At 72.0% G+C, this 21,610-nt stretch carries 16 protein-coding genes; 8 read left to right on the top strand and 8 right to left on the bottom strand.

Annotated features, from left to right (window positions below; all coding sequences use genetic code 11):
- Nucleotides 1–371 precede the first annotated feature (371 nt).
- Entirely contained in the window at nt 372–1,265 is an 894-nt protein-coding gene (locus ACZ60J_RS03010; protein WP_469678503.1) for a LysR family transcriptional regulator, read from the top strand.
- 150 nt (nt 1,266–1,415) lie between these two features.
- On the top strand, nt 1,416–2,681 hold the full coding sequence (locus ACZ60J_RS03015; RefSeq protein ID WP_469678505.1) for a putative Ig domain-containing protein: 1,266 nt from the start codon (nt 1,416–1,418) through the stop codon (nt 2,679–2,681).
- Nucleotides 2,682–2,742: 61 nt separating this feature from the next.
- Here ACZ60J_RS03015 and ACZ60J_RS03020 read toward each other — a convergent pair whose 3' ends face one another.
- On the bottom strand, nt 2,743–3,459 hold the full coding sequence (locus ACZ60J_RS03020) for a 6-phosphogluconolactonase (RefSeq protein WP_469678507.1): 717 nt from the start codon (nt 3,457–3,459) through the stop codon (nt 2,743–2,745).
- A 67-nt stretch (nt 3,460–3,526) separates the two neighbouring features.
- The gene (gene surE / locus ACZ60J_RS03025; protein ID WP_469678509.1) at nt 3,527–4,615 is read right to left on the bottom strand and encodes a 5'/3'-nucleotidase SurE; all 1,089 of its coding nucleotides are present in this window, start codon (nt 4,613–4,615) and stop codon (nt 3,527–3,529) included.
- A gap of 356 nt (nt 4,616–4,971) precedes the next feature.
- Here surE and ACZ60J_RS03030 point away from each other — a divergent pair, with 356 nt between their 5' ends.
- The 3 genes from ACZ60J_RS03030 to ACZ60J_RS03040 all read left to right on the top strand — a co-directional run bounded on the left by ACZ60J_RS03030 (nt 4,972) and on the right by ACZ60J_RS03040 (nt 9,418).
- Entirely contained in the window at nt 4,972–6,906 is a 1,935-nt protein-coding gene (locus tag ACZ60J_RS03030; protein WP_469678511.1) for a beta-glucoside-specific PTS transporter subunit IIABC, read from the top strand.
- 133 nt (nt 6,907–7,039) lie between these two features.
- Nucleotides 7,040–8,446 carry a glycoside hydrolase family 1 protein gene (locus ACZ60J_RS03035; protein WP_469678513.1) on the top strand — a complete coding sequence of 469 codons (1,407 nt, stop codon included), beginning with the start codon at nt 7,040–7,042 and terminating at the stop codon, nt 8,444–8,446.
- 141 nt (nt 8,447–8,587) lie between these two features.
- Nucleotides 8,588–9,418 (top strand): HAD family hydrolase, encoded by an 831-nt coding sequence (locus ACZ60J_RS03040; RefSeq protein ID WP_469678515.1) that lies wholly within the window; start codon nt 8,588–8,590, stop codon nt 9,416–9,418.
- Nucleotides 9,419–9,456: 38 nt separating this feature from the next.
- Here ACZ60J_RS03040 and ACZ60J_RS03045 read toward each other — a convergent pair whose 3' ends face one another.
- A complete protein-coding gene (locus ACZ60J_RS03045) occupies nt 9,457–10,878 on the bottom strand; it encodes an MFS transporter (protein WP_469678517.1) in 1,422 nt (473 codons plus the stop codon).
- Between the two features lie 236 nt (nt 10,879–11,114).
- On the opposite strand from ACZ60J_RS03045, the gene ACZ60J_RS03050 reads away from it, so the two are divergent.
- Nucleotides 11,115–11,351 carry a DUF6213 family protein gene (locus ACZ60J_RS03050; RefSeq protein ID WP_469678519.1) on the top strand — a complete coding sequence of 79 codons (237 nt, stop codon included), beginning with the start codon at nt 11,115–11,117 and terminating at the stop codon, nt 11,349–11,351.
- A gap of 25 nt (nt 11,352–11,376) precedes the next feature.
- Here the strand turns inward: ACZ60J_RS03050 and ACZ60J_RS03055 are convergent, their stop codons facing one another.
- A complete protein-coding gene (locus ACZ60J_RS03055; RefSeq protein WP_469678521.1) occupies nt 11,377–13,824 on the bottom strand; it encodes a SpoIIE family protein phosphatase in 2,448 nt (815 codons plus the stop codon).
- A 54-nt stretch (nt 13,825–13,878) separates the two neighbouring features.
- Entirely contained in the window at nt 13,879–14,121 is a 243-nt protein-coding gene (locus ACZ60J_RS03060; RefSeq protein WP_469678523.1) for a hypothetical protein, read from the bottom strand.
- A 389-nt stretch (nt 14,122–14,510) separates the two neighbouring features.
- Here ACZ60J_RS03060 and lanKC point away from each other — a divergent pair, with 389 nt between their 5' ends.
- Nucleotides 14,511–17,090, top strand: a complete 2,580-nt coding sequence (gene lanKC, locus ACZ60J_RS03065) for a class III lanthionine synthetase LanKC (protein ID WP_469678525.1) — start codon at nt 14,511–14,513, stop codon at nt 17,088–17,090.
- Between the two features lie 416 nt (nt 17,091–17,506).
- Nucleotides 17,507–17,704 carry a hypothetical protein gene (locus tag ACZ60J_RS03070; protein WP_469678527.1) on the top strand — a complete coding sequence of 66 codons (198 nt, stop codon included), beginning with the start codon at nt 17,507–17,509 and terminating at the stop codon, nt 17,702–17,704.
- A 172-nt stretch (nt 17,705–17,876) separates the two neighbouring features.
- Here ACZ60J_RS03070 and ACZ60J_RS03075 read toward each other — a convergent pair whose 3' ends face one another.
- The 3 genes from ACZ60J_RS03075 to ACZ60J_RS03085 form a co-directional block, all read right to left on the bottom strand.
- Nucleotides 17,877–19,061 carry a HEAT repeat domain-containing protein gene (locus ACZ60J_RS03075; RefSeq protein WP_469678529.1) on the bottom strand — a complete coding sequence of 395 codons (1,185 nt, stop codon included), beginning with the start codon at nt 19,059–19,061 and terminating at the stop codon, nt 17,877–17,879.
- A gap of 711 nt (nt 19,062–19,772) precedes the next feature.
- Nucleotides 19,773–20,411, bottom strand: coding sequence for a hypothetical protein (locus ACZ60J_RS03080; protein ID WP_469678531.1), 639 nt, complete (start codon nt 20,409–20,411; stop codon nt 19,773–19,775).
- Between the two features lie 547 nt (nt 20,412–20,958).
- Entirely contained in the window at nt 20,959–21,588 is a 630-nt protein-coding gene (locus ACZ60J_RS03085) for a TetR/AcrR family transcriptional regulator (protein WP_469678533.1), read from the bottom strand.
- Between the last annotated feature and the right edge of the window lie 22 nt (nt 21,589–21,610).

The raw sequence follows: 21,610 nt of genomic DNA on the forward strand, positions 1-21,610 counted from the left end.
GGCCGGGCGATCCGACGGGGACAGGGTTGAGCAGTGGTCAAATTCCCTGTTGCCGGGATGCATCGTGCGGGGACGGTCCTGCACTGTCAACGGTGTTGCGGAGCCGTTCACTTCGCCCCCCGGGCGGCCCCCACCCGCTCCGACGGCCCTCCGGCCACCCTGTCGGCACACTCCCGCAGAAGCCGTGGCCTGCGGTGTTGCGCCCGGGGCCATCCACCGTCGGAACACCGGCCGGGGTTCCGCACCGGCACGGGCTCATGCCGCATGGGTATGAGATGCCGCCGGTCCGGCATGAACACCTTTGCGAAGTCTGACGGTTGTTCACCCTACGCGGTCTTACAGGTACACCCTTGCCCGGTTACCGTCCGGTCATGACCCCCACCCTCGCCCAGCTTCGCTACCTCGTCGCCGTCGCCGACTGCCGTTCGATCACCGGCGCGGCCGCCTCCGTCTTCGTCGCCCAGTCCGCCCTGTCCCGAGCCGTCCAGGCCATGGAACGCGACCTCGGGGTCGATCTCCTCGCCCGCCGGGGAAGGGGGGTGGACCTCACGCCGGAAGGGGCCCGGGTCGTCCGGCTGGCCCGCACCGTGCTCGACGCGGTGGAGGCCATCGACGACATCGGCACCCCCCACGGACTGGGCGCCAGGGCCGCCCTCTCCCTGGTCACCACCCCCACCCTGGCCCTCGACCTGGCCTCCGAGCTCATACGCACCTTCACGGACCGGCACCCCGGCCTCGACGTCAGACTCCACCAGCACGACAGCCGCGAGGCAGTGGTCCAGGAACTCACCCAGGGTCGGGCGGAGTTGGCCCTCGTCGACCTCCCCCTCGACCAGGACCTCTCCACGCACTTCATCCAGGAGCGCGAGGTGGTGCTCATCTCCCCCGTCGGGTCCGCACTGCCCGACCCGCTGCCGCTCCGCTCGCTCGACGGGCTCCCGATGGTGCTGCCCACACCCGGTACCGGCCGGCGTACCGAGATGGAGGCCATGTTCAGCTGTCTGGGCGTACGGCCGGTGCCCTGCATGGAGGTGGACGAACGCCTCGGCTGGGTGACCGGGGTGACCGACGGCCGGGGCTCCCTGATCTGGTACCGCGACGTGGTCGCCCGGGCCTTCGGCAGCCGTGCGGAGGTACGTTCCTTCACCCCGCCCCTGCTGCGCCCTGTGGGCATCGCGCACGCCCGCCGGCCGCTGAGCCGCGCGGCCCGCGCCTTCATCGCGCACTCCCGGCACAAGGCCCCCGTACGCGAGCCCTCCCGATGACCGCGCGGGCCGGTCCGCTCCCACCGGTCCGGGCGGGCCGGCCAGCGGCCCCTCCGGACGGCCGGGCATGCCCGGCCGGCATTGACCGATGCTCAAACGGACGCCGATCGCCCCTGGCGGCGAAACCTGACTCCCCCTCACATGGTGGGCATGTTACGACTACTCCTCACACCCCCGCGCGCAGCCGCCCTCGCCACCGCGGTCCTCGCCACGGCACTGCCGGCTGCGGCCTGGCTGACCGGACCCGCCGCCGGGTCCGCCGACGCAGCCGTCCTGACGCCCCTGTCCGCACCCCTGTCCGGCGCGGTCACCGCCGCTGCTCCCGAGCGCACGTGCACCCTGCCCGGCGGACTGGCCGAGCTCAGCGGGCTCGCCATGAGCCGCAAACACCCCGGCGTCTTCTACGCCGTCAACGACAGCGGCAACACCAACCAGGTCTTCGCCATCGACTGCAACGGCGCCACCGGCCAGCTCAAGGCCACGTACACCGTCTCGGGGGTCGGCAACACCGACTGGGAGGGGCTGGCCATCGGCAAGGACTCCTCGGGCCGTCCCGCGATCCTGGTCGGCGACATCGGAGACAACTTCGGCAGCCGCGCCGAGATCACCGTGTACTCCTTCACCGAGCCCGACCAGCTCGCCAACGCCTCGGTGACACCCGTGACGTACCGCTTCGCCTACCCCGACGGGAAGCACGACGCCGAATCCCTGCTCGCCGACCCGATCACCGGCCGGATCCACATCGCGAGCAAACTCATCGGAGCGGCAGGCCAGTTGTACCAGGCGCCGCTGTCGCCGATCCCCGGACAGCTGAACACCCTGACCGCCGTCCGGCCGGGACCGGTCTTCGCCACCGACGGCGCGTTCTCCCCCTCGGGAGCCTCGTACACCCTGCGCAGCGGCGGTCCGATCGGGGCCAACACGGCCTCGGTGTACGACACAGCGGGCACCAAGCTCGCCGACGTGGCGCTGCCCGCCCAGTCGCAGGGCGAGACGGTGACGTACCTCGACTGCACCAGCCTGCTCGTCGGTTCGGAGAACGACACCCAGATCTGGCGCGTTCCGCTGCCCCCGGAGGCCACACCGGGCTGCGGCGGCACACCGACGCCGACACCCACCCCGACCCCTACGCCGACGCCCACTCCGACCTCGGCCGCGCTGAAGCTGGTCAACCCGGGCCCGCAGAGCTGCAAGTTCAACCAGAACTGCACCATCCAGCTCACCACCACCGGCGCGAAACCCCCCGTCCGCTACACCGCCACCGGACTCCCCTGGGGCCTGACCCTCGACGCCAACACCGGCCGCATCACCGGCAAACCCTGGGCCACCGGAACCCTCCAGATCACCGCCACCGCCACCGACACCACCCCGACCACCGCCACCACCACCTTCCCCCTCACCCTCACCTGGTTCTGAAAGGGGCACGAGGGGCGGACCCCGGACCGCCCGGGATCCGCCCCTCGCCACCGCACCCGGGTCAGCCCAGCCTCGACGCCGCCTCCCGGTCCGCGACGACGAGGAGGTTGGGGTGCGTGCGCAGGATCGAGGCCGGGAAGTCGGTGGAGATCTCCCGCTCCAGCATGCCGGCGAGGGCATCCGCCTTGGCGGCTCCGCTCACGATCAGCACCAGCCGCCGTACCTTGGCGAGCAGGGCCGCCCCCATCGTCACCACGTGCGAGGGGACCTCCGTGGGATCGGGCAGCAGCCGCAGGGCGTCCTCGTACCAGGGATAGGAGTCCTTGAACTCGTAGGTGTAGGTCTCCTGGTCGAAGCGCGTCGCGTACGGCATGTTGCCGCAGAAGTGGCCGTCCGCGCCGAGCCCGATGAGCATGAGGTCCAGCCCGCCGTTCCCGTGCAGTTCCCGGGCCACGGACGCGTGGTCGGCGACCGTGATCGGGTGGATGTTGGCCTCCGGCACTCCACCGGGCCCGTAGAGGTGCTCGTACAGCGCCGAGAGGGTCACTCCCCGTTCCCTCCCGGCGAGCGGCATCTCGTCGAAGGTGTAGAAGTGCACGTCGGAGATGACCTCGGGGTTCGCGCGCAGCCGCTCTGTGACGATCTCGTACGTGCCCACGGGGCTCGCGCCCGCGGTGAGGGCCATGTTGACCCGCCGGTCGTGCAGCATCTCGCCGAGGACGATGTCGGCGGCGGTGCGGCTGAGGTCCGCGTAGTCCCGCGCGATGACGATCTTCATGGGGCGTTCCGTTCTCGTGACTCGTAACTGCGCATTGCAGCTTCCGACTTGCTGCTCGCGGTGGGGCTCAGGATCGGGGAGCGGACTTCTTCACGTACTGCTCGGTCTTCTTCAGCTGCTTCTTCGCGTCGACGGCGGTGCCGTACGTACGGTCGGAGGTGACGGCGGTGACCGAGACGGCCCCGCCGAGGGCTGCCGTGGAGTCGGCGTCCGGGCGGCCTTCCACGCATTCCGCGCTGCCGGGGTTCGCCGACGCGCAGTCGCCGAGGGCGATGTCGAAGCCGTCCCCGCCGGCCTTCCGCACGTAGCCGTGGTAGGCGTACGCGCCGGATCCGACCCGGGTCCAGACGGGCGGCCGGGCCTGCGCGCCGGTGCTGATGTCGGGGTAGTCCACCTTGAGGGCGAACGCGTCGGTGAGCAGCCGGTGTTCCTTCAGTCCGGCGAGGAACTTCGCGCCGAACCGGGCGGTGGCCCGGTAGTTCTCCACGGGGTGCGCGCTCATGTCCGCGTTCGCGGAGGCGCTGAAGGCCACGGCCGGGACGCCGATGTCGATGGCGGCGATGGCGGCTCCGACGGTGCCGGAGTCGTTGACCGAAGAACTCACGTTGAGCCCGGAGTTGATGCCGGTGACCACCAGGTCGGGGGCACCGCTCCAGCCCGCCTTGGCGGCGAGTCCGCCGCGCAGGGCCAGTTTGACGGTGTCGGCCGGGGTCGCGCTCGGCGTGTCGGGGCCGCAGGGGCCGTCCGCCAGGCAGACGCCGAAGACCGGGGCGCCCGAGGGGGCGCCCGCGCAGTCGTTCTCGTAGCCGGCGGGCATCCGCTCCCGCTGCTGGACGGTCAGTACTCCGTGGTTGGTGACGGCGGTTCCGCGCCCGCTCTGCACCTGCCACGGTGCCATGACCACGACGTCGGCTCCGGCGGCACAGAGCGCGCGGCGCATCTCGTAGGCGCCGAGTCCGTCGGAGTGGCTGGGCTTGGCGGCCTGGATGCCGTCGTCGTTGGAGATGAGGATCCGCATCCCGTCCAGCGGACCGGCCCCGGACGCCCGCGAGGGCGGAGCCGTTGACGTGGAGTCGGCCGATGCGGCCGCCCCGGTGGTGGCGGCGAGCGCGCACGCGGCGGCCACGGCGAGGAGTTTGCGCTGAACGGAGCCCATGAGGGGCCTCCCCTTCGGTGAATCGGCCCTGCGAGGGACCGCGATGTCCCGGGCCCGGGAGGCAGCGCCTCGGGACCGGACCCTCGCCGTGCACTCTTCCGTCGGTGCCCCGCCCGGGGACAGGGACTGAAAGTCCCCTGCCGGAAGACCGAAGGGCCCGATCCGGGCGATGTCACCACACCTCGAACTGGCATGAGAAGAGAGCCCGTTGAGGAGTCGGAACACGAAGGGCACAAAGGTCGGCCCATTCGGGACCTTCGGCATCCTTTACCTTCCGTTGACCTGATCAAGACTGAGGGGACCTCGGACCGAAGACGTTCCGGGTTCGGTACCACGCGATGCAGGGAGAACTCATCGTGGATTACGGAAAGACGGCTCCGGCCGTCCTCGAAGGCGTCGGCGGCATCTCGAACGTCGAGTCCCTCGGGCATTGCGCCACGCGGCTGCGTTTCGTCCTCAAGGATCCGTCGAAGGCCGACAGAGCCGCGGTCGAAGCGGCCCCGGGCGTCATCACGGTCGTCGAGAGCGGCGGTCAGTTCCAAGTGGTCATCGGCAACGACGTGGCCCAGGCCTACGCCGAGATCACCAGGATCTCCGGGCTCGGCGCCGACACGGCCCGACCGAAGGGCGGTTCGGGCTCGGGCTCGGGCTCGGGATCCGGCTCCACCGCCTCGGCCCCGCGCGGCAACCCGCTGACGCGGCTGGTCGACGTCATCTCCAGCATCTTCACTCCGTTCCTGTGGACGCTGGCCGGCGCGGGCCTGCTCAAGGCCACGATCGTGCTGGTCACCAAGGTCGGCCTGGTCGCCGAGACCTCACAGGAGTTCACCGTCCTGAACGCGGCCGGTGACGGCGTGTTCTTCTTCCTGCCGGTGCTGCTGGCCGTGACCGCCGCCAAGCGGTTCGGGGCCAACCAGTGGACCGCCATGGCCATCGCGGGGTCGCTGGTCTACCCCTCGATCGGCGCCCTGAACGAGGCCGGCGACCCGGTCTCCTTCTTCGGCATCCCGATGGTGATGGTCGCGTACGCCTCTTCCGTCATCCCGGTCATCCTCGCCGTATACGTGCAGAGCTTCGTGGAGCGCGGCCTCGACAAGGCGCTGCCGTCCAGCATCCGCAACTTCATCACGCCGATGCTGACGATCCTCCTCATGGTCCCCCTGACCCTGCTCACCATCGGCCCGGCCTCGGACTGGGCCGGCCAGGGAGCCTCCGGCCTGATCGGCTGGCTGTTCGGTCTCAGCCCGGCCGTCGCCGGCGCCGTCCTCGGCGGCACCTGGCAGATCATGGTCGTCTTCGGCATCCACTGGGGCCTGGTCCCGATGATGGCCAACGACCTCGCCGTCCAAGGGCACTCCCTCCTCTACGGCCCGCTGGTCGCCGCTTCGGCCGCGCAGGGCGCAGCCGTCCTGGCGGTCATGCTCCGCACCCGCAGCAAGAGCCTGAAGAAGCTCGCCGGACCGGCAGCCGTCAGCAGCTTCCTCGCCGGCATCACCGAGCCCGCGGTCTACGGCGTCAACCTGCGCCTGAAGAAGCCCTTCGTCTACGCCTGCATCGCGGGCGCCGTCGGCGGCGGTATCGCCTCGGCGGGAGGCTCGGCCTCGACCGCGTACATCATGCCGGGCCTGCTGTCCCTCTCCGCCTACCTGGAGGTCGGCAGCTTCGCCCTCCAGCTGATCGGTGTCGGCGTCGCCGTCGCCCTGTCCTTCGGCCTCACCATGGCCCTGGGCTTCAAGGACATCCCGGAGGACGCCGCCGAAGCCGCCGAACCCGCCGAGACTTCTGAAGAGGCCGCCGGCGCCGACGTCACCGCCGGCGAGGCCTTCGAGGTCGCCGCCCCGGTCGAGGGCAAGGTCGTCGCCCTGACCGACGTGCGGGACCCGGTGTTCGCGTCCGGCACCCTCGGGGACGGCGCGGCCGTCGCCCCGACCTCCGGCGAGGTCCACGCCCCGATCGACGGCACGGTCGTCAGCGTCCTGCCGCACGCCTACGGGCTCCGCTCCCCCGAGGGCGTGGAGGTCCTCGTCCACATCGGCATCGACACGGTGCGGCTCGGCGGGGAGCACTTCACCAGCGCCGTCCGGCAGGGCGACCGGGTCCGGCTCGGCGACCCGCTCGGCGAGGTCGACCTGGCCGCGGTCGAGGCGGCCGGCTACGACACCACCACGATGGTGATCGTCCTCGACGCGGCCGGCACGGGCGTCGTGCGGACCACCGAGCACTCCGAAGTCGAGCACAGCACGGTGCTCCTGTCCCTCAGCCCGGAGCGCGCACTCACCCCGGTGGGCTGAGGTCCCCGCCCGGGGCGCCGCCCCGCCCGCCACGCGGCGCCCCGCGCCCCGGTCCCCGTACCGCCCGAACCTCCCCCGACCCCGTAGTCCCCGTAGTCCCCGTAAGCCCCGTACCCCCGAAGGAGATCCGCACATGGACCACAAGACCCCCGCCGCCTTCCGCCCCGACTTCCTCTGGGGCGCCGCGACCTCCGCCTACCAGGTCGAAGGCGCCTGGGACGCGGACGGCAAGGGCCCGTCCGTCCAGGACGCCCGCGGCAACTACCCCGAGGGCACCACGGACTTCAAGGTGGCCGCCGACCACTACCACCGCTTCGAGGAGGACGTGAAGCTCTTCTCCGAGCTGGGCCTGAAGGCCTACCGCCTCTCCATCGCCTGGACCCGGATCGTCCCGGACGGCGACGGCGCGGTGAACCCGGACGGCATCGCCTTCTACCACCGCCTCTTCGACGCCCTCCTCGCGCACGGGATCGAACCGGTCGTCACCGTCTACCACTTCGACCTGCCGCAGGCCCTCCAGGACAAGGGCGGCTGGACCTCCCGCTCGACCATCGACGCCTTCGCCCGCTACTGCGAGGTGCTGTTCGAGGAGTACGGCAGCAAGGTCAAGCACTGGCTGACCATCAACGAGCAGAACATGATGATCCTGCACGGCGCCGCCATCGGCACCGCGGGCACCACGACCGACAACCCCAAGCGCGAGCTCTACCAGCAGAACCACCACATGATGCTGGCCCAGGCCCGCGTGACGAAGATGTGCCACGACATGCTCCCGGCCGCCAAGATCGGCCCCGCCCCGAACATCTCCGTCGTCTACCCGGCGTCCTGCAAGCCCGAGGACGTGCTCGCCGCATCCGACTACAACGCCATCCGCAACTGGCTGTACCTCGACATGGCGGTCCACGGCGCCTACAACCCGACGGCCTGGGCCTGGCTGACCGCCGCCGGCATCGCGCCGGAGTTCGCCGAGGGCGACGCGGAGGTCCTGAAGGCGGGCAAGGCGGACTTCCTCGCGCTGAACTACTACTCCACCGCCACCGTGGCCGCCCCCGAGGACGGCCAGGCCGTCGACTCCGGGGTGTGCGACCAGCAGCTCTCGGCCGGCGAGGCGGGCGTGTTCCGCCCGGTGTCCAACCCCCATCTGGCCACCACCGAGTTCGGCTGGGAGATCGACCCGGCCGGCTTCCGCAGCACCCTGCGCGACGTCTACGACCGCTACCGGCTGCCGATCATGGTCACCGAGAACGGGCTGGGCGGCTACGACACGGTCGAGGACGGCGAGATCCACGACGACTACCGCATCGCCTACCTGGCCTCGCACATCGAGCAGATGCGCCTCGCCGTCTCGGACGGGGTCGACGTCATCGGCTACCACCCCTGGTCCGCCATGGACCTGATCTCCACCCACCAGGGCGTGGCGAAGCGCTACGGCTTCATCTACGTCGACCGCGACGAGTTCGACCTCAAGGAGCTCCGCCGCATCCGCAAGGACAGCTTCTTCTGGTACCAGCAGCTGATCAAGGGCAACGGCTCCCTCTGACCCCGCGCCCTCCCGGGCCGCCGGCCGTCCGCCCACCCGGCGTGCGGCCGGCGGCCCCGCCGCGTTTCCCCCACCCCCGCCCGCCGCGCTTCCCCCGCGCCCCACACCCCACACCCCACACCCACGCAGGAGCACCTTCCCATGCCCCAGTTCCCTTACCAGTTGATCGCCACCGACCTCGACGGCACCCTCGTGCGCAGCGACCACACGGTCTCGGCGCGCACCACGGCCGCCCTTGCCGCCGCCGTCTCCGCCGGGGCCCGGCACGTGGTGGTGACCGGGCGGGTCGCCCAGTGGACCAGGTCCACGCTGGCCGAGATCGGCTACCGGGGCCTCGCCGTCTGCGGGCAGGGCGGCCAGCTCTACGACGCCGGGCGCGACGCGCTCGTCTCGTCGGTCCCCCTCGACCGCGAGCTCGCGGCGCACGTGGTGGCCCGGATCGAGGCCCGTACCGGCCCGCTGTCGGTGGCGGTGATGCCGCTGGATCTGGCCGATCCCATCCTGGTGGGCCCCGGGTTCCCGGTCCCGCCGATGGGCTCGACGGGGATCGAGCGGGTCCACGACGCCGCCCGGCTGTGGGACCGGCCGATCGGGAAGGTCCAGATCCAGCACCCGCACCTGACGGACGACGAGCTCACCGAGGCCGCCCGCGAAGCGGTGGGGGACCTCGTCACGGTGGTCATGGCCGGCCCGACCTGCGTCGAGCTGCTCCCGCTCGGCCTGTCGAAGGCGACCGGCCTGGCCCTGGCCGCGGAGGCTTTGGGCGTGACGGCGGAAGGCACCATCGCCTTCGGTGACATGCCCAACGACATCCCCATGTTCGCCTGGGCGGGGCACTCGGTCGCGATGGCCAACGCCCACGACAGCCTCAAGGCCGTCGCCGACGAGATCACCGCCGGCAACGACCAGGACGGCGTGGCGGCGGTCCTGGAGCGCCACCTCCTCCCGCTCACGGGTACGGCCGTTCGGTAAGGGGGTCGCACACCCGTGGGCGCGCCTGCCGCTCGCCTTCAGCCCGCGGGCGTGGCCGACGGCGAGGCCGCCGCGGGAACGGGCGGGGCGAGGACTGAGTCCAGCCGGCGGACCGCGGAGCGCCGCTGGAGCACCGACAGGGCCGCGATCCCCGCGCCGAGGGCCAGCCAGCCCACGGGCCCGCCCGCCATGACCGCGCCGGTCAGGAGCAGCGGACCGGCCGACTTCTGGATGGACATGGCCATGCCCGCCACTCCCAGGTACGAGGCCCGCGCCTGCTCGGGGGCGAGCGAGACGGCCAGTTCCCAGGAACTCACCGACCTCAGCAGCTCCGCCCCGGTGACCAGCACCGCCGCGGCGAGCAGGGCCACCGAGGCGACCAGGGTGCCGGTCCCGGCGCTGAGGGCCAGCAGGACGCAGCACGCGAGCATCGTCAGCCCGTACACGGAGACCGCCGCCGCGGCCTGCCGGGGCTGATCGAACCGCGCCGAGACGCGGAGTTGGAGGACGACGACCAGCACGGTGTTGATGACGAGGAAGGCCGGGACCAGGGCGTGGGGCGCGTCGGTGTGGACCACCAGCCAGAGCGGCAGGCCGACGGCCAGGACCGAGTCGTCGAGGTTCATCGCGATGTCGAGCAGGACGAAGCGCAGGTATCCGCGGTCCCGCCACGGGCTCGGCGTCCGCGTCCGACCGGGGGCAAGGTCCGCCCGCGCGGGCCCGGGGTTCCCTGCCCCGCCGTTCTCCGTGTCCCCGGCCTCCGCGTCCCCTGCCGCCGCATCCCCCGCGCCCGCGGCCACCCGGCCCTCGGCTCGCGGCTCCCGGGTGCGCCAGACCAGCGCGGCGGCCGCGAGGAACGACACCGCGTTGGCCAGGATCAGCGCCCGGTAGGCCTCCGGGGTCCCGAGCGCGAGGCCGACGGCGGCGATTCCCGCGCCCACCGCGTAGCCCGCGTTCGCCGTACTGCGCGACAGCGCCTGATAGGTGCCGCGCCGCTCGCCCGCCACCCGTGTGGCGAAGAGCATCTCCAGCGCCTTGGCCGCCCGGTCGCCGAGGTAGGTGACGGCGACGAGGGGCAGGAGCACGTCGAAGCGGGTGACCACGAGCACGCCGCCGAGGGTGCCGAGGCGCAGCAGGTGACAGCCGATCAGCAGGGACCGTACGGGGAACCGTCCGGCCAGGTGTCCGGCCAGGGGCGACCCGGCGATGCCCGCCACGGCCGCGGCGCCCAGCATGAGGCCGATGCGGCCGGCGTCCAGGCCGAGGACGAAGGTGAAGTAGAGGACCGAGGAGGCGGCCCACATGCCCGTACCGGCGCGGTCGAGGAGCTGGGCGAGCAGCATGATCCGGGCGTCCCGGCCCCCCGGCGGCCGTCTCAACTGAGCCACCAGGCCGGGCCGTCGCGGCTGCCGCCCCTGCCCCGAGCGCTCCTGCTCCTGCTCCTGCGCACCCTTCCGCATCCCCGTACCGCGCCGCCGCATCCCTGGCCTCCGAGCCCCCGTGAAAGTATCTCGATGTCGAGATACCAGCGGAAGCCTGCCCCAGATCAATCTTGACGTCAAGATACTTGTGGATCCGGACACCTCTCCGCCGCACCGGTCCGCCCGCCACCGCATTCCGGAACGGGATCGGGGCAGGAGCAGGTGGCACGGATCCGCACGCACGCACACGGAGGCGCTTTCCGGGAGATGGTTCCATGATCCAGATGTCGATACCGCTGATACCCGCGGATGACGGCACACTGCTGATCCCCGCCGATCACGTCACCGGCCTCCTGCGTCGGCTCGCGGCCGACTGGCTGGAGTCGGAGAGCACCGGAGAGATGCGCGGTGACGAGCGGACCGTCCACGACCTGGCGGGCGTACTGACCGAACTCGCCGATCAGATCGACGTCGAATGCATCGGGTTCACCTCGACCTCTTCGCACCCGTAGGGCAGCGCCATCGCGGGCCTCCTCCCTACGGAGCCTCCTCGTCAGGTACGTGGACGTGCAGGACGCAGATGTCGTCGCGGTGGGCCGTGCACAGCGCGGCGAGGGTGGGGGCGAGGTTCTCCCCGAGGCCCTCCCGGAGGAACTGCACGGCCGTCTCCGCAAGGCGGTCGAGGCAGGTCTGGATGTCCTCGCCCGGCTCCTCCACGAGCCCGTCGGTGTAGAAGAGGAGGTGGTCGCCGGGCAGCAGGTCGACGGCGGCCTGCTCGTAGGAGGCTTCGAAGGTCGCTCCGAGGAGGGGGCCCTGCGGCTGTTCGAGGAACTCCGCCCGGTCGCCGCGGATCAGCAGGGGCGGCAGGTGGCCCGCCCGCACCCAGAGCAGCCGCCGGTCCCGGGGCCGGTAGCGGGCCATGACCATGGTGGCGGTGGCGCTGCCCGACGAGTCCGAAGACGTGTGCAGCAGTAGGGAGTTGAGGCGCCGGAGAAGCTCGGGCAGGGGCGAGCCGGTGATGGCCATGCCCTTGGCCGTGAACCGGAGCTGGGCCATGGTCCCGACTGCGGCGAGCCCGTGGCCTGCCACGTCCCCGACGACGAACAGGGCGCTTTCGTCGGGGAGTTCGATGGCGCTGTACCAGTCGCCGCCGACGTTGATCCCGCTGTCGGCGGGGACGTAGGTCACGTCGATGCACAGGCCGGCCAGCTCCAGGGACTGTTCGGGGATCGGCAGCAGCGTGTCCTGGAGGGCTGCGGCGAGCTTGCGTTCGGCCTGGAGCATGCCCCGCTGGAGGAGGACGGACCGCTCGCTCTCGTGCAAGGCGTGTTCGACGTCGTGCTGTGCGGTCAGGTCCTGGAAGAAGCCGTGCACCTCGACGGGTGTTCCGTCGGCGTCCGTCTGGGCCTCGGCGACGATCCGCAGGTGCCGCACTCCGCGCCCGGTGGTGATCCGGAACGGCTGGTCGATGGCCTCCCCCTCTCCCAGCAGCCGTTCGACGGCGGCGCCCAGCCGGGGAAGGTCGTCGGGGACGAGGTGGGCCGGGAGTTCCTCCAGCGTCATGGGCCCCCGGCCCGGATCGCGGTCGAAGATCGCGTACACCTGGTCGGACCAGGTGACGGTGTCGGTGGCCAGGTTCCAGCCCGCCCAGCCGAGGTTGCCGAGGCGCTCCATGTCGGCGAGCCGGCGGACCTCGCGCTGGCTCGTGTCATGGCGGATCCAGGACACGACCAGGTGGTCTCCGAGCCGGGACGCCCGGACCGAGTAGACGGACTGCCGGGGGACGCCGGCGACGACCTCCTCGTAGGTGAAGGGTTCTCCCTCGTACCTGGTTCCTGTGGTCAGCGCGTCGAGGTACCCCTCCCAGAGGGCGGTGCCCGCGACGGTGGGGTAGGTCTCCAGGATCCGGCGGCCCACGAGCTCCTTGCCCCGCCGGCCGGCCACGTCCACCGACTCGGGCGCCGCGGCGTCGATGCGGTAGTCCTCCACCTCACCCGTCTCCGAGCGCAGCGGGGTGAGCAGGGTCGCGGGTCCGGCCATGGTGTCCAGGACCAGCTGGACGGACTCCGCGTAGTCGCCGCCGGCCGCTTCCCCGACCTCGGCGTCCCGGGGCTGTTCGGGCGCCCCCAGGGGCCCCGCACACAACCGGGTGGCCTGGCGCAGGAGGGCCCGTATGTCGGCGGCGAAGGGGCCGGGCCGGGTGCGCAGGAAGCCGATGGCCGCCTTCGGCCGTCCGTCGCCCGGTACGGGGATCCAGGCCCGTGCCGGCCACTGTCCGGGCGGGTCTCCGATCAGCAGGTAGCGCCGGGCGTCCTGATCGGGGTCCTCCAGCCAGAGGGCAGTGCGGCCGGCGATCGCTTCGAGGGCCGCGACCCCGCTCAGCGGGGGGATGTGGCGCCACTGCTCGGCCAGCGCCTCGTCGATTCCGGCACTGCCGGTCAGGTCCAGGCTTCCGGCGGCGGCCACGGTGTAGATCATCACCGCGTCCACATCGGTGGCCGCTCCCAGCGCGGTCACCAGCAGCCCCGCGACGTCGTCGCCGCCGTGGACCAGGGCCAGGCCGTCGGCGACCCGCGCCAGCAGGCGGTTCAGCTCGCCGTCACCGGCGCGGCGCCCGGCGAGATAGCGGCGGCGGCTGAACGCCGAGGTGCCCGGCTCGTCTTTCGGGCCCGTGACCGGGACCGTGGGCAGGGAGATCTGCGCGGTCCCCGCCGGCTTGCGCACCTGGAGCCGCCCCAGCGTGATCCAGCACTCCTCCAGGACGGTGCTGCCGCGCCGGCCGGCCCGGTCCACGAGCAGCGCGTACGCCTCGTCGGCGGAGACCCCCGACCTGGCCATGAGTACGCCCTTGGCCCGCTCGACCACGGCCGTGGTGGCGGCGACGCCTTCCAGGTCGACGACTTCCGACCGGAGCCTGGCCACCACCCTGGCGAGCGCCACCACCTCGGGTGCGGCGCCCTCACCCACGGGTGCGGCATCGCCCATCACACCTTGAGCATGCCACGCCCGCCTGTCACCTGCCCAGATGCGGTTGCGGCATCACTCATCGCGCGGACCGACCCACCGCGTCCCCTTCCCGCCCGGCTTCCCGCCCGGCTTCTCGGACTGCTGCGGACGGTCCAGGCGGCTGGCTTCGTCCGTGTCGGCCGCGGGCGTGGTCCCGTCACCGCCGCGGCCGGTCCGCACCGCGTCGTCGCGGCGGTCGCCGTGCGCCTTGCGGCGCCGGCCCTGCTGTCCCCCGCCCTCCAAGGGCACTCCCCCGGCGCCACCCTGCTCGTCCATGGCCGTCCTCCTCGCTCGACGGGAGCCGCGCTGTTCGGCGGCTGCCACGCACGGGCGGCTGCCCCGCCCGGCGCCGCGCAAACGGCACCGACAGGCAGCCGCAGCGGCCTGCGGCCCCGGTCCTGCGCCCTACCGCCCGTTCTCCGCATCGGCCGCGCCCGGCTGGGTAGGCGCCCGCTGCGGGGTGCGGCCTCGGCCATCATGGCTGCGACGGGGGTCGCACTCCGTCACCGGGCCCTGACAGAGCTCACGCTCCCCGCCCCGCCGACCTGGCGGCATCCTGCCCCGGTCGCAAGCCGCCGCAGAGCCGCCGCCACAGCTGCCGGTTCAGGGGGCCCGCGCACGGGACCGTAGGGGCAGCCCACCGTCCCGCTCTGTAAGGAGATCCCGTGCTCGAAGGCTTCGGCGAGGCGCTCGCGGACCGGGAGTACCACCTGCCGCTGCCGAGCGCCGCCGACCCCGGGCCGCGCTTCGCTCCCGGCGAGGTGCCGGCGGGCATGCACGGCTCCGCACAGGGCATCTGGACGGTCTGGGGTGGCCGGCGCCCGAGCGGGCTCGGCAACCAAGGCTGGAAGATCCACGTGTCGGCGCGGCTGGACCGGGCGCAGCACGTGCTCGACACGGTCGCCGGGATCTGCTTCTCCGAAGGCGTGCCGTTCAAGCATCTGAGCGCCCGGCTCTTCTTCCTGTTCCTCCATCACAAGCACGCCGCACGCGCCCAGGCGGGCAAGTTCTGCACCGTCTACCCTCCGGACACGGAGACCGCCCGGCGGCTGTTGGAGCGCCTGCGCGACGCGCTCGACGGGGAGGAGGGGCCGTACGTCCTCACCGACCGGCGTTTCCGCGACTCGCGGACGGTCCACTACCGCTACGGCTCCTTCGACGGCGCCCGCAGCCGGCTCCGGGCCGACGGCACCCGGGAGGGGCTGATCCTGGACGGCTCCGGCCGCGAGGTCGTGGACCCGCGGCTGCCCGCCTTCCACCTGCCCGCGGGAATAGCCGACCCCTTCGTCGAGGAGGAGGAGCAGCCGCACGCGGGGCCGATCCTCATCCGCGACTACGAGGTGACCCGCGCGGTGCGCCTGAGCAACGCCGGCGGCGCCTACCGGGCCCGGGACCGGCGCACCAGCCGCGCCGTGTTCCTCAAGGAGGCCCGCGCCCACAACGGGCTCGTCTTCGACGGGAGCGACGCCCGGCAGCGGCTCCGGCACGAGTACGACGTGCTGCGCGTGCTGCACGCGGCCGCCCCCGGGGTGGGGCCGGAGCCGCTGGACCACTTCACGGAGTGGGAGAACGACTTCCTCGTCACCGAGTACGTCGAGGGGCAGCCGCTGGTGGGCTGGCTGAGCCGGTCCTCCCCGCTGGCCCGCGCCGACCGTACGGCCGCGACCGTGGCCGCGTACTACGAGGCGTGCCGGCGGCTGCTGGCCGGACTGGACGCCTCGCTCGGGCGGCTGCACACCGCCGGCTACCGGTTCGGTGACCTCAGCCTGGGCAACATCCTGGTCACCCCGTCGGGCGGGATCCGGCTGGTGGACTTCGAGGCGGCCACGGCGCTGTCCGCGGCCCCGTCCGGGATGGGTACGCCGGGGTTCACGCCGCCGCCGGGCCTGCGCCGGACCGAGACCGATCCGCTGCTGCACGACCGGTACGGCGCGGCGGCGGTCGCGCTCGCCTTCCTCGCACCGTTCAACGAGACGGCCGAGCACGCGCCCGCCAATCTCGCACTGCTGCGCCGCGACCTGGCGGAGGTGGCTCCGCCGCAGGACCTGTGGCAGCGGGCGACCGCCTTCCACCGGGCGGAGGGCCCGGCGCGGGAGGACCGAGCCGAACTGGACGGCGATCCGCGCGTCTGCCTCACGCGGCTGGCCGGGAACGTGGCCGCGGGGCTGCTGGAGACCGCCGACGCCGACCGGCCGGAGTGGGCCTTCCCGCCCTCGGCCGAGGCGTTCCGGACCAACACCGTGTGCCTGGCCTACGGCACGGCCGGGGTGGTGCACGCCCTGCACCGCACCGGCATCGCGGTGCCGGCGGAGATCGGCGAACGGCTGCGCCGCGACGCGCTCGCGCTGCGCGGAGCGCTGCCTCCCGGGCTGATAGTCGGTTCGGCGGGCATCGCCCGGGTGCTGGCCGGACTCGGCCTGCTGGACGAGGCCGTCGAGCTGCTCGGCGAAGCCGACGGCCACCCGCTCACCGCCGCCTGCGCCACGCTGGCGGGCGGGCGTGCGGGGGTCGGCTGGGGCTGGCTCTCGCTGCACCGGCTGACCGGGGACGGCAACCACCTGGAGCGGGCCGCCGCCGCGGGGCGGGACCTGCTGCGCGCTTCGGACCTGACGGCCGCCCTCGGCGAGGACGACGCGCGCGGGCTGCTGCACGGCCGCTCGGGGATCGCCCTCTTCCTCCACCGCCTGGCAGGCGCCACCGGCGAGTCCCGCTTCCTGGAGGCGGGGCGCCTGCTGCTCCACGAGGAGCTGGACCGGACCTTCCCGCTGGACGACGGCGCCCTGTCCGTCTCCGACACCGCACGCCTCACCCGCGCCATGCCGTACCTGGCCACGGGCGCGGCCGGAGTCGCCACGGCCCTCACCCGCTACGTGGCCACCGCGCCCGACGAGCGCTGCGCGGCGGCGTTGCCCCGGCTGGTAGCGGGGATCCGGGTCTCCTGCGCCACGAAGGAGGCGGGCCTGTACCGGGGACTGGCGGGACTGACCTGGGCCCTGACCGAATACGCCGAGCACACCGGCACGGACGCCGCCCGCGTGGACGCCGTACGCGCCGCCACCGGCCTGCAGAAGTACGCCGTCCCGTTCCGGCGCGGCGTCCGCTTCCTGGGAGCGGGGTCCCAGCGCTTCACCGCCGACCTGTCCCACGGCGGGGCCGGCGTCCTCCTGGCCCTGCACCGGCTCCTGTCAGGCCCGCTCCTGCCGGAGACGCACCCCGCCCGTCCCCCGATCCCGGCAACCGTCTGACGGGGCACCGGGGACGAGTTGCCCAAGACCCCCTGGCCGCAAAGGCGAACACCGCCCGCGCCCAGGTGAGCAGTGACCAACCGACACAACCCGACGCAAGAAAGCGAGTTCACCCATGAGCCAGATCCTCGCGCTCCAGACCCTGGACATCGAGCAGGAGGCGGACGCCGTCTTCCCCTGCTTCAGCGTCGCCTGGAGCATCAGCGACATCTTCCCCGAGCCGATGTAGCGAGCCGATGTAACGAGCCGTCCGGCCACACGGGCCGGGACCGGTGGCCACGCCATCGGTCCCGGCCCGTGCGCCGTGGCGTTGGACGCACCCCGGTCGGTCCGGACACGTACGACAGCGCTCCTCAGCGTGCAGTGTCGGACATGAGCCACAGTGACGTGGAAGCCCGTTCGACGTTGTTGCTGGCATGGACGAGACCATGGAGCTCCTCGACGTGCTGCTCGACGGAGTAACCGAGCCGCGCCTGAAGCTGATCAGCGAGGACGAAGCGCGTGCATTGATCGTGCTCCTCGGGCTGCTCGACGAGGCCGGGCAAACCGAGGACGTGTGCCGGGTCGTTGGCGAGATGAGGTTCCGGCTCCAATCCCGCCTCGGCAGACCCTGAGGACCAACGGCGTACGGCCTCTACGATGTGCGGATTCATGGACGACGGTCACGGCGACCGCGAAGGTCCGGACTCCCGGTCGGGCCGGCCCACCCCCTCAAGGCCCCCGGCCCCCGGCACGCGGCCGGGCGGCACCCTGACAACTGGACCCTGGCCTTCTGACGGCGCTCCGCTACGCCGTTCCGAACGCGTCGGACCCGTCCTCCGCGCTCGGACCGTGGTGCGCGCGCATACGGTGCGCGATCCGCAGTCCTTGCTTGGCGGCGGTTGCCACGAGGCCGCCGAGGGTGGTTCTGGCGAGGTCGTGGGCGGCGAGGTGTTCCAGTACCGGCAGGGCCCGGCCGTCGGCGGTGGAGCCGAGAGCCCGGCAGGCCAGTGCTCGCAGGTCCGGGTCGGGAACGGTGGTGAGGGCGATCAGGTCGTCCACCACCGGCGGGCCGAAGGAGGCGATCGCGGAGGCGAGATGACCGGCCTTCGGGTTCCGGCATTCCAGCACGGCCTGCCAGAGCACGGCGCGTGCCCGGTCGCCGCCGATCTGGCCGAGCGCCCGGGCGGCCCTGCTGCGTACCCAGCCGGTCTCGTCGTTGAGCCGGGCTGCCAGAGCGGGCACGGCGGCCGGTTCCCGAAGGAGGCCGAGCGCCTCACAGGCACCCTCGCGGACCATCGGATCGGGATGCTCCAGCAGGGCGGTGATCAGCGGAGCGGCCCGGCGGAAGCCGAGTTCGGCACAGGCGAGCGCCGACCACCGCACCCCGCGGTGCCCGGGATCGGCGAGCGCGCGCAGCAGGCCCGGCTCGAGGCTCGCGTCGCCGAACAGGGCGATCCGGTTGAGGGCCTTGGTCCAGACGGTGACATCCTGCGTCCGGTGGTCGGAGGCGACCTCGGACAGGGCCGCCCGGGCCTGCGGATGGCCGGCCTCGGCCCATTCCAGCAGGGCGTCGATCGCCCGCCGCCGGATCGTACGGTTGCCGCCCAACTCGGCGGCGTGGACGGCGACGAGGGACGTCGGCCCGTCCGGCGGATGGCCGAGCGCCTCCCCGAGCGGGCCGGCGAGCGGTGGTTCGAGTTCGCCCAGGTGCAGGGCCAGTGGGCCGATGCGGGTGCCGACGTCCGCGTCGTAGCAACCGTCGCCGCGCAGGTTCGCGGCCAGCTTGGCGACGGTACGGAACAGCAGCGACGCACGATCCGGTGGGGATTCGGCGAGAGCGCCGAGTCGGCCGGACATCGCCTCGGTGACGGCGGCCGGCGGGCGACCGGTGGCCTCCAGGACCGCCTCCGCCCAGGCAAGCGGCTCGCCCTGGCGCTCGTAGAGCCGGCGCCCCCACAGACGCAGGACTGCGTCACGCTGCTCGGTCATCCCGGAATCGTTCCAGCAGCGAACACCAACAGCCAACGGGTTTTCCCCACGGCCGCCCGGATGCCAGACCATCTCGGCTCCGGCGCCACCTCCCGCTTCATGGCACCGGAAGGCATCTGGAACCGGTGACTCGAAGCCCGGGCCACGGCAGCCTGCGGCACAGAACCGCAGCGATGGTCAGTGAGCTCCGCCCGATGCGGGCCGGGCGACGGGATGGTGAGGGTCGCCCGTGGAAGGAACTGCCGAATGGGCGGGTAGCCCCCGGTAGCCGGAGGGGACTTGCAGGAGAGCCACGAAGATCCACACCATGATCGCGGTGCCGGCCGTGCCGCCCAGGAGGGCGACCGTGAAGTTCCAGCGCCCCGCGTACGCGATGAGCCCCCCTCTCCGATGGCCGGTGCCGGTGCCCTGTTCTCAGATGCAGGGCACCGGCACGGAGGCGAGCGTGCCGACCGCCCCCGAGCTCCACCGGACCGCCCGGCGTCAGGCCCGTACGCGTCCTGCGCTCCGGGCCACCTGCCGGGTCACTTCGTCCGCGGCTCCTTCGTCCTGCCGCAGCAGGCGTTCGGCTCCGACGCGCAGGCAGAGAGAGCCTCGGCCGCGCTCCAGCCCTTCGCACATCCATACGAGCAGTCCGCCCGCTCCGGCAGTCAACGGCCATGAGGCCCAAGGTGCGACCTGGAAAGGTGCACGCGGCACGCGAAGGGTGCGCTAACCGGCTGACGCCAGCTGCTCGTGTTGACGCTTCATGAGAGAGGCGGGGACCTGTTGTGCGTCCGAGGAGGTGAGATAGACGGCCAACGACCCACCGGTTCGCACGACAGTCATGGTCTGCCGCTTGCCGGGAGCGTCGTCGGCGGTCGCGGAGTAGGAGAGGGACTCGTCTCCCACGTCGGCGGCCTGCAGCGCCGTGAGGGTGACTGTGCCCGACCAGCCACGCTGCGAGGAGTTCGAGAAGCTCCTGCAGGTGGGAAGAGCCGCCTGCAGTTCGCTCATCCAATCCTTCGCCTCGCCTGTCGCGAAACTGGAGAGCACGACGCTCCCGGCTGTGGTCTTGTTCTTGTCCACAAGCGCCGCCCAAACCGTCCCGGTGGGTCGGTGCTTGGGCTTGACGCTCATCAGGTCGGCAAGAGGCTGGCAGGCCGGATCGGATGCCGTGACGACGTCCACCTCCTCCAGCAAAGCCTCTCGCTCGGGCAAGACGTCGAAGCCTGAGTGCTTGCCGTCCAAGAGGGCGTCCGCGAGCTGTGCGGAGGTGAGCATCGCGCGCCCCTTCTCTGCCGTCTCCCCCGCCGCTCCGGTCTTCTCACCGGTGCAACCTGCGGCTGCGGAGGATACGACGAGGAGCACGGTCACTCCCCGTATGAGGCCAGGCAAGCCACGCACGCTGTTTCTCCATCGTCGACGTCAGGAGATCGGATTCTGTCAGGTGTGGTCGGTCCGGAACTCGGCAGGAGCGTCGTGGTTTCTCCGGACGGCCCGATCAGTGACGGTTGGCAGGCTCTGACTTCATGAACAAGCAGCAGTTCTGGCGGCGGCCCGTCGAGGCGGCCCGCAATCAGCTCGGCTCTCCATCGGGAGCAACTGGATCGAGCCCTACCGCCGCTCGTGGTGGTCGTGGTGGTCGTGGCCCGGCGAGGATGCTGCCGCACGATCTCCCTGACGTCCAGGGCGTCGTGGAAGATCACCGCCTTTGTGCCCGGCCCGCATATCGCCTTCCCTGGCCAAGCACACCGACCGTTTCGGCAAGTACTCCACTCACGAGCTCGGCATCCAGCCCGACGCGTACTACCCGACACTGGACGTCGGGTTCAGCCCCCTGCGCGAACAGGAGTTGACCGCCGCCGGACTGGGTCGGGCCGACCTGACCTTTCGTATCGAAGCTTCCACCGCCACCTCACACGGCTTCGGGACGCCCTGCGTCGGCAGACGGTGCGAAGAGGTAGCGGTCCATCATGAGGGCGGCGTCGGCGAGGATCTCGTGGTCCCCCTCGGCACTCTCGCGGAAGGCGAGATCGAGTAGTTTGGCGCCGACTTCCACAGCGAGCCGAGCGCGGCGCCGGGACTGCTCGGTGTCCGGCATTGCATATCCGCGGACGAGCGCCTTGTGCATGCCCTCGGCGATGTGCAGATCCGTCTCCCGCCCGTACGCACGCAGTCCGTCGATGCACGGCCCGTGGTACCAGACACGTCGGTAGCCAGGCTCCTTGCGGAAGCGGTCCGCGTAGGCGGCGAGCAGTTTCTCCAGCAGTTCCTGCGAGCGCGCCGGCAAGGGCCCTTCGGTGATCCGGTCGATGATCTGTACGTCCGTCTCGAGCCAGCGCCGGACCAGGGAGGCGACGATCGCTTCCTTGTCGGCGAAGTAGCGGTAGAGCACGCCGACTGAGACTCCCGCCTCGGCAGCGATCAGCTTGGTGCCAAGGTCTTCGTAGGAGGTCGTCTCCAGCAGTGTGGCCGTCGCCTCAAGGATGAGGGCCACCTTCTCCCGGCTGCGCTGCTGCTGTGGTGTGCGGACTTGCTCGGCCATCTCAACTCCTTGACACGAACCA

The organism is Streptomyces sp. NPDC104226, assembly GCF_055584085.1.

Excerpts from the sequence above, each read along its gene's own strand:
- ACZ60J_RS03045 (WP_469678517.1), bottom strand. The coding sequence starts at position 10,878 with ATGCGGAAGGGTGCGCAGGAGCAGGAGCAGGAGCGCTCGGGGCAGGGG.
- ACZ60J_RS03085 (WP_469678533.1), bottom strand. The coding sequence starts at position 21,588 with ATGGCCGAGCAAGTCCGCACACCACAGCAGCAGCGCAGCCGGGAGAAG.
- ACZ60J_RS03050 (WP_469678519.1), top strand. The coding sequence starts at position 11,115 with ATGATCCAGATGTCGATACCGCTGATACCCGCGGATGACGGCACACTG.
- ACZ60J_RS03075 (WP_469678529.1), bottom strand. The coding sequence starts at position 19,061 with ATGACCGAGCAGCGTGACGCAGTCCTGCGTCTGTGGGGGCGCCGGCTC.
- surE (WP_469678509.1), bottom strand. The coding sequence starts at position 4,615 with ATGGGCTCCGTTCAGCGCAAACTCCTCGCCGTGGCCGCCGCGTGCGCG.
- ACZ60J_RS03070 (WP_469678527.1), top strand. The coding sequence starts at position 17,507 with ATGGACGAGACCATGGAGCTCCTCGACGTGCTGCTCGACGGAGTAACC.
- ACZ60J_RS03055 (WP_469678521.1), bottom strand. The coding sequence starts at position 13,824 with ATGGGCGATGCCGCACCCGTGGGTGAGGGCGCCGCACCCGAGGTGGTG.
- ACZ60J_RS03010 (WP_469678503.1), top strand. The coding sequence starts at position 372 with ATGACCCCCACCCTCGCCCAGCTTCGCTACCTCGTCGCCGTCGCCGAC.
- ACZ60J_RS03015 (WP_469678505.1), top strand. The coding sequence starts at position 1,416 with ATGTTACGACTACTCCTCACACCCCCGCGCGCAGCCGCCCTCGCCACC.
- ACZ60J_RS03040 (WP_469678515.1), top strand. The coding sequence starts at position 8,588 with ATGCCCCAGTTCCCTTACCAGTTGATCGCCACCGACCTCGACGGCACC.
- ACZ60J_RS03035 (WP_469678513.1), top strand. The coding sequence starts at position 7,040 with ATGGACCACAAGACCCCCGCCGCCTTCCGCCCCGACTTCCTCTGGGGC.
- ACZ60J_RS03060 (WP_469678523.1), bottom strand. The coding sequence starts at position 14,121 with ATGGACGAGCAGGGTGGCGCCGGGGGAGTGCCCTTGGAGGGCGGGGGA.
- ACZ60J_RS03020 (WP_469678507.1), bottom strand. The coding sequence starts at position 3,459 with ATGAAGATCGTCATCGCGCGGGACTACGCGGACCTCAGCCGCACCGCC.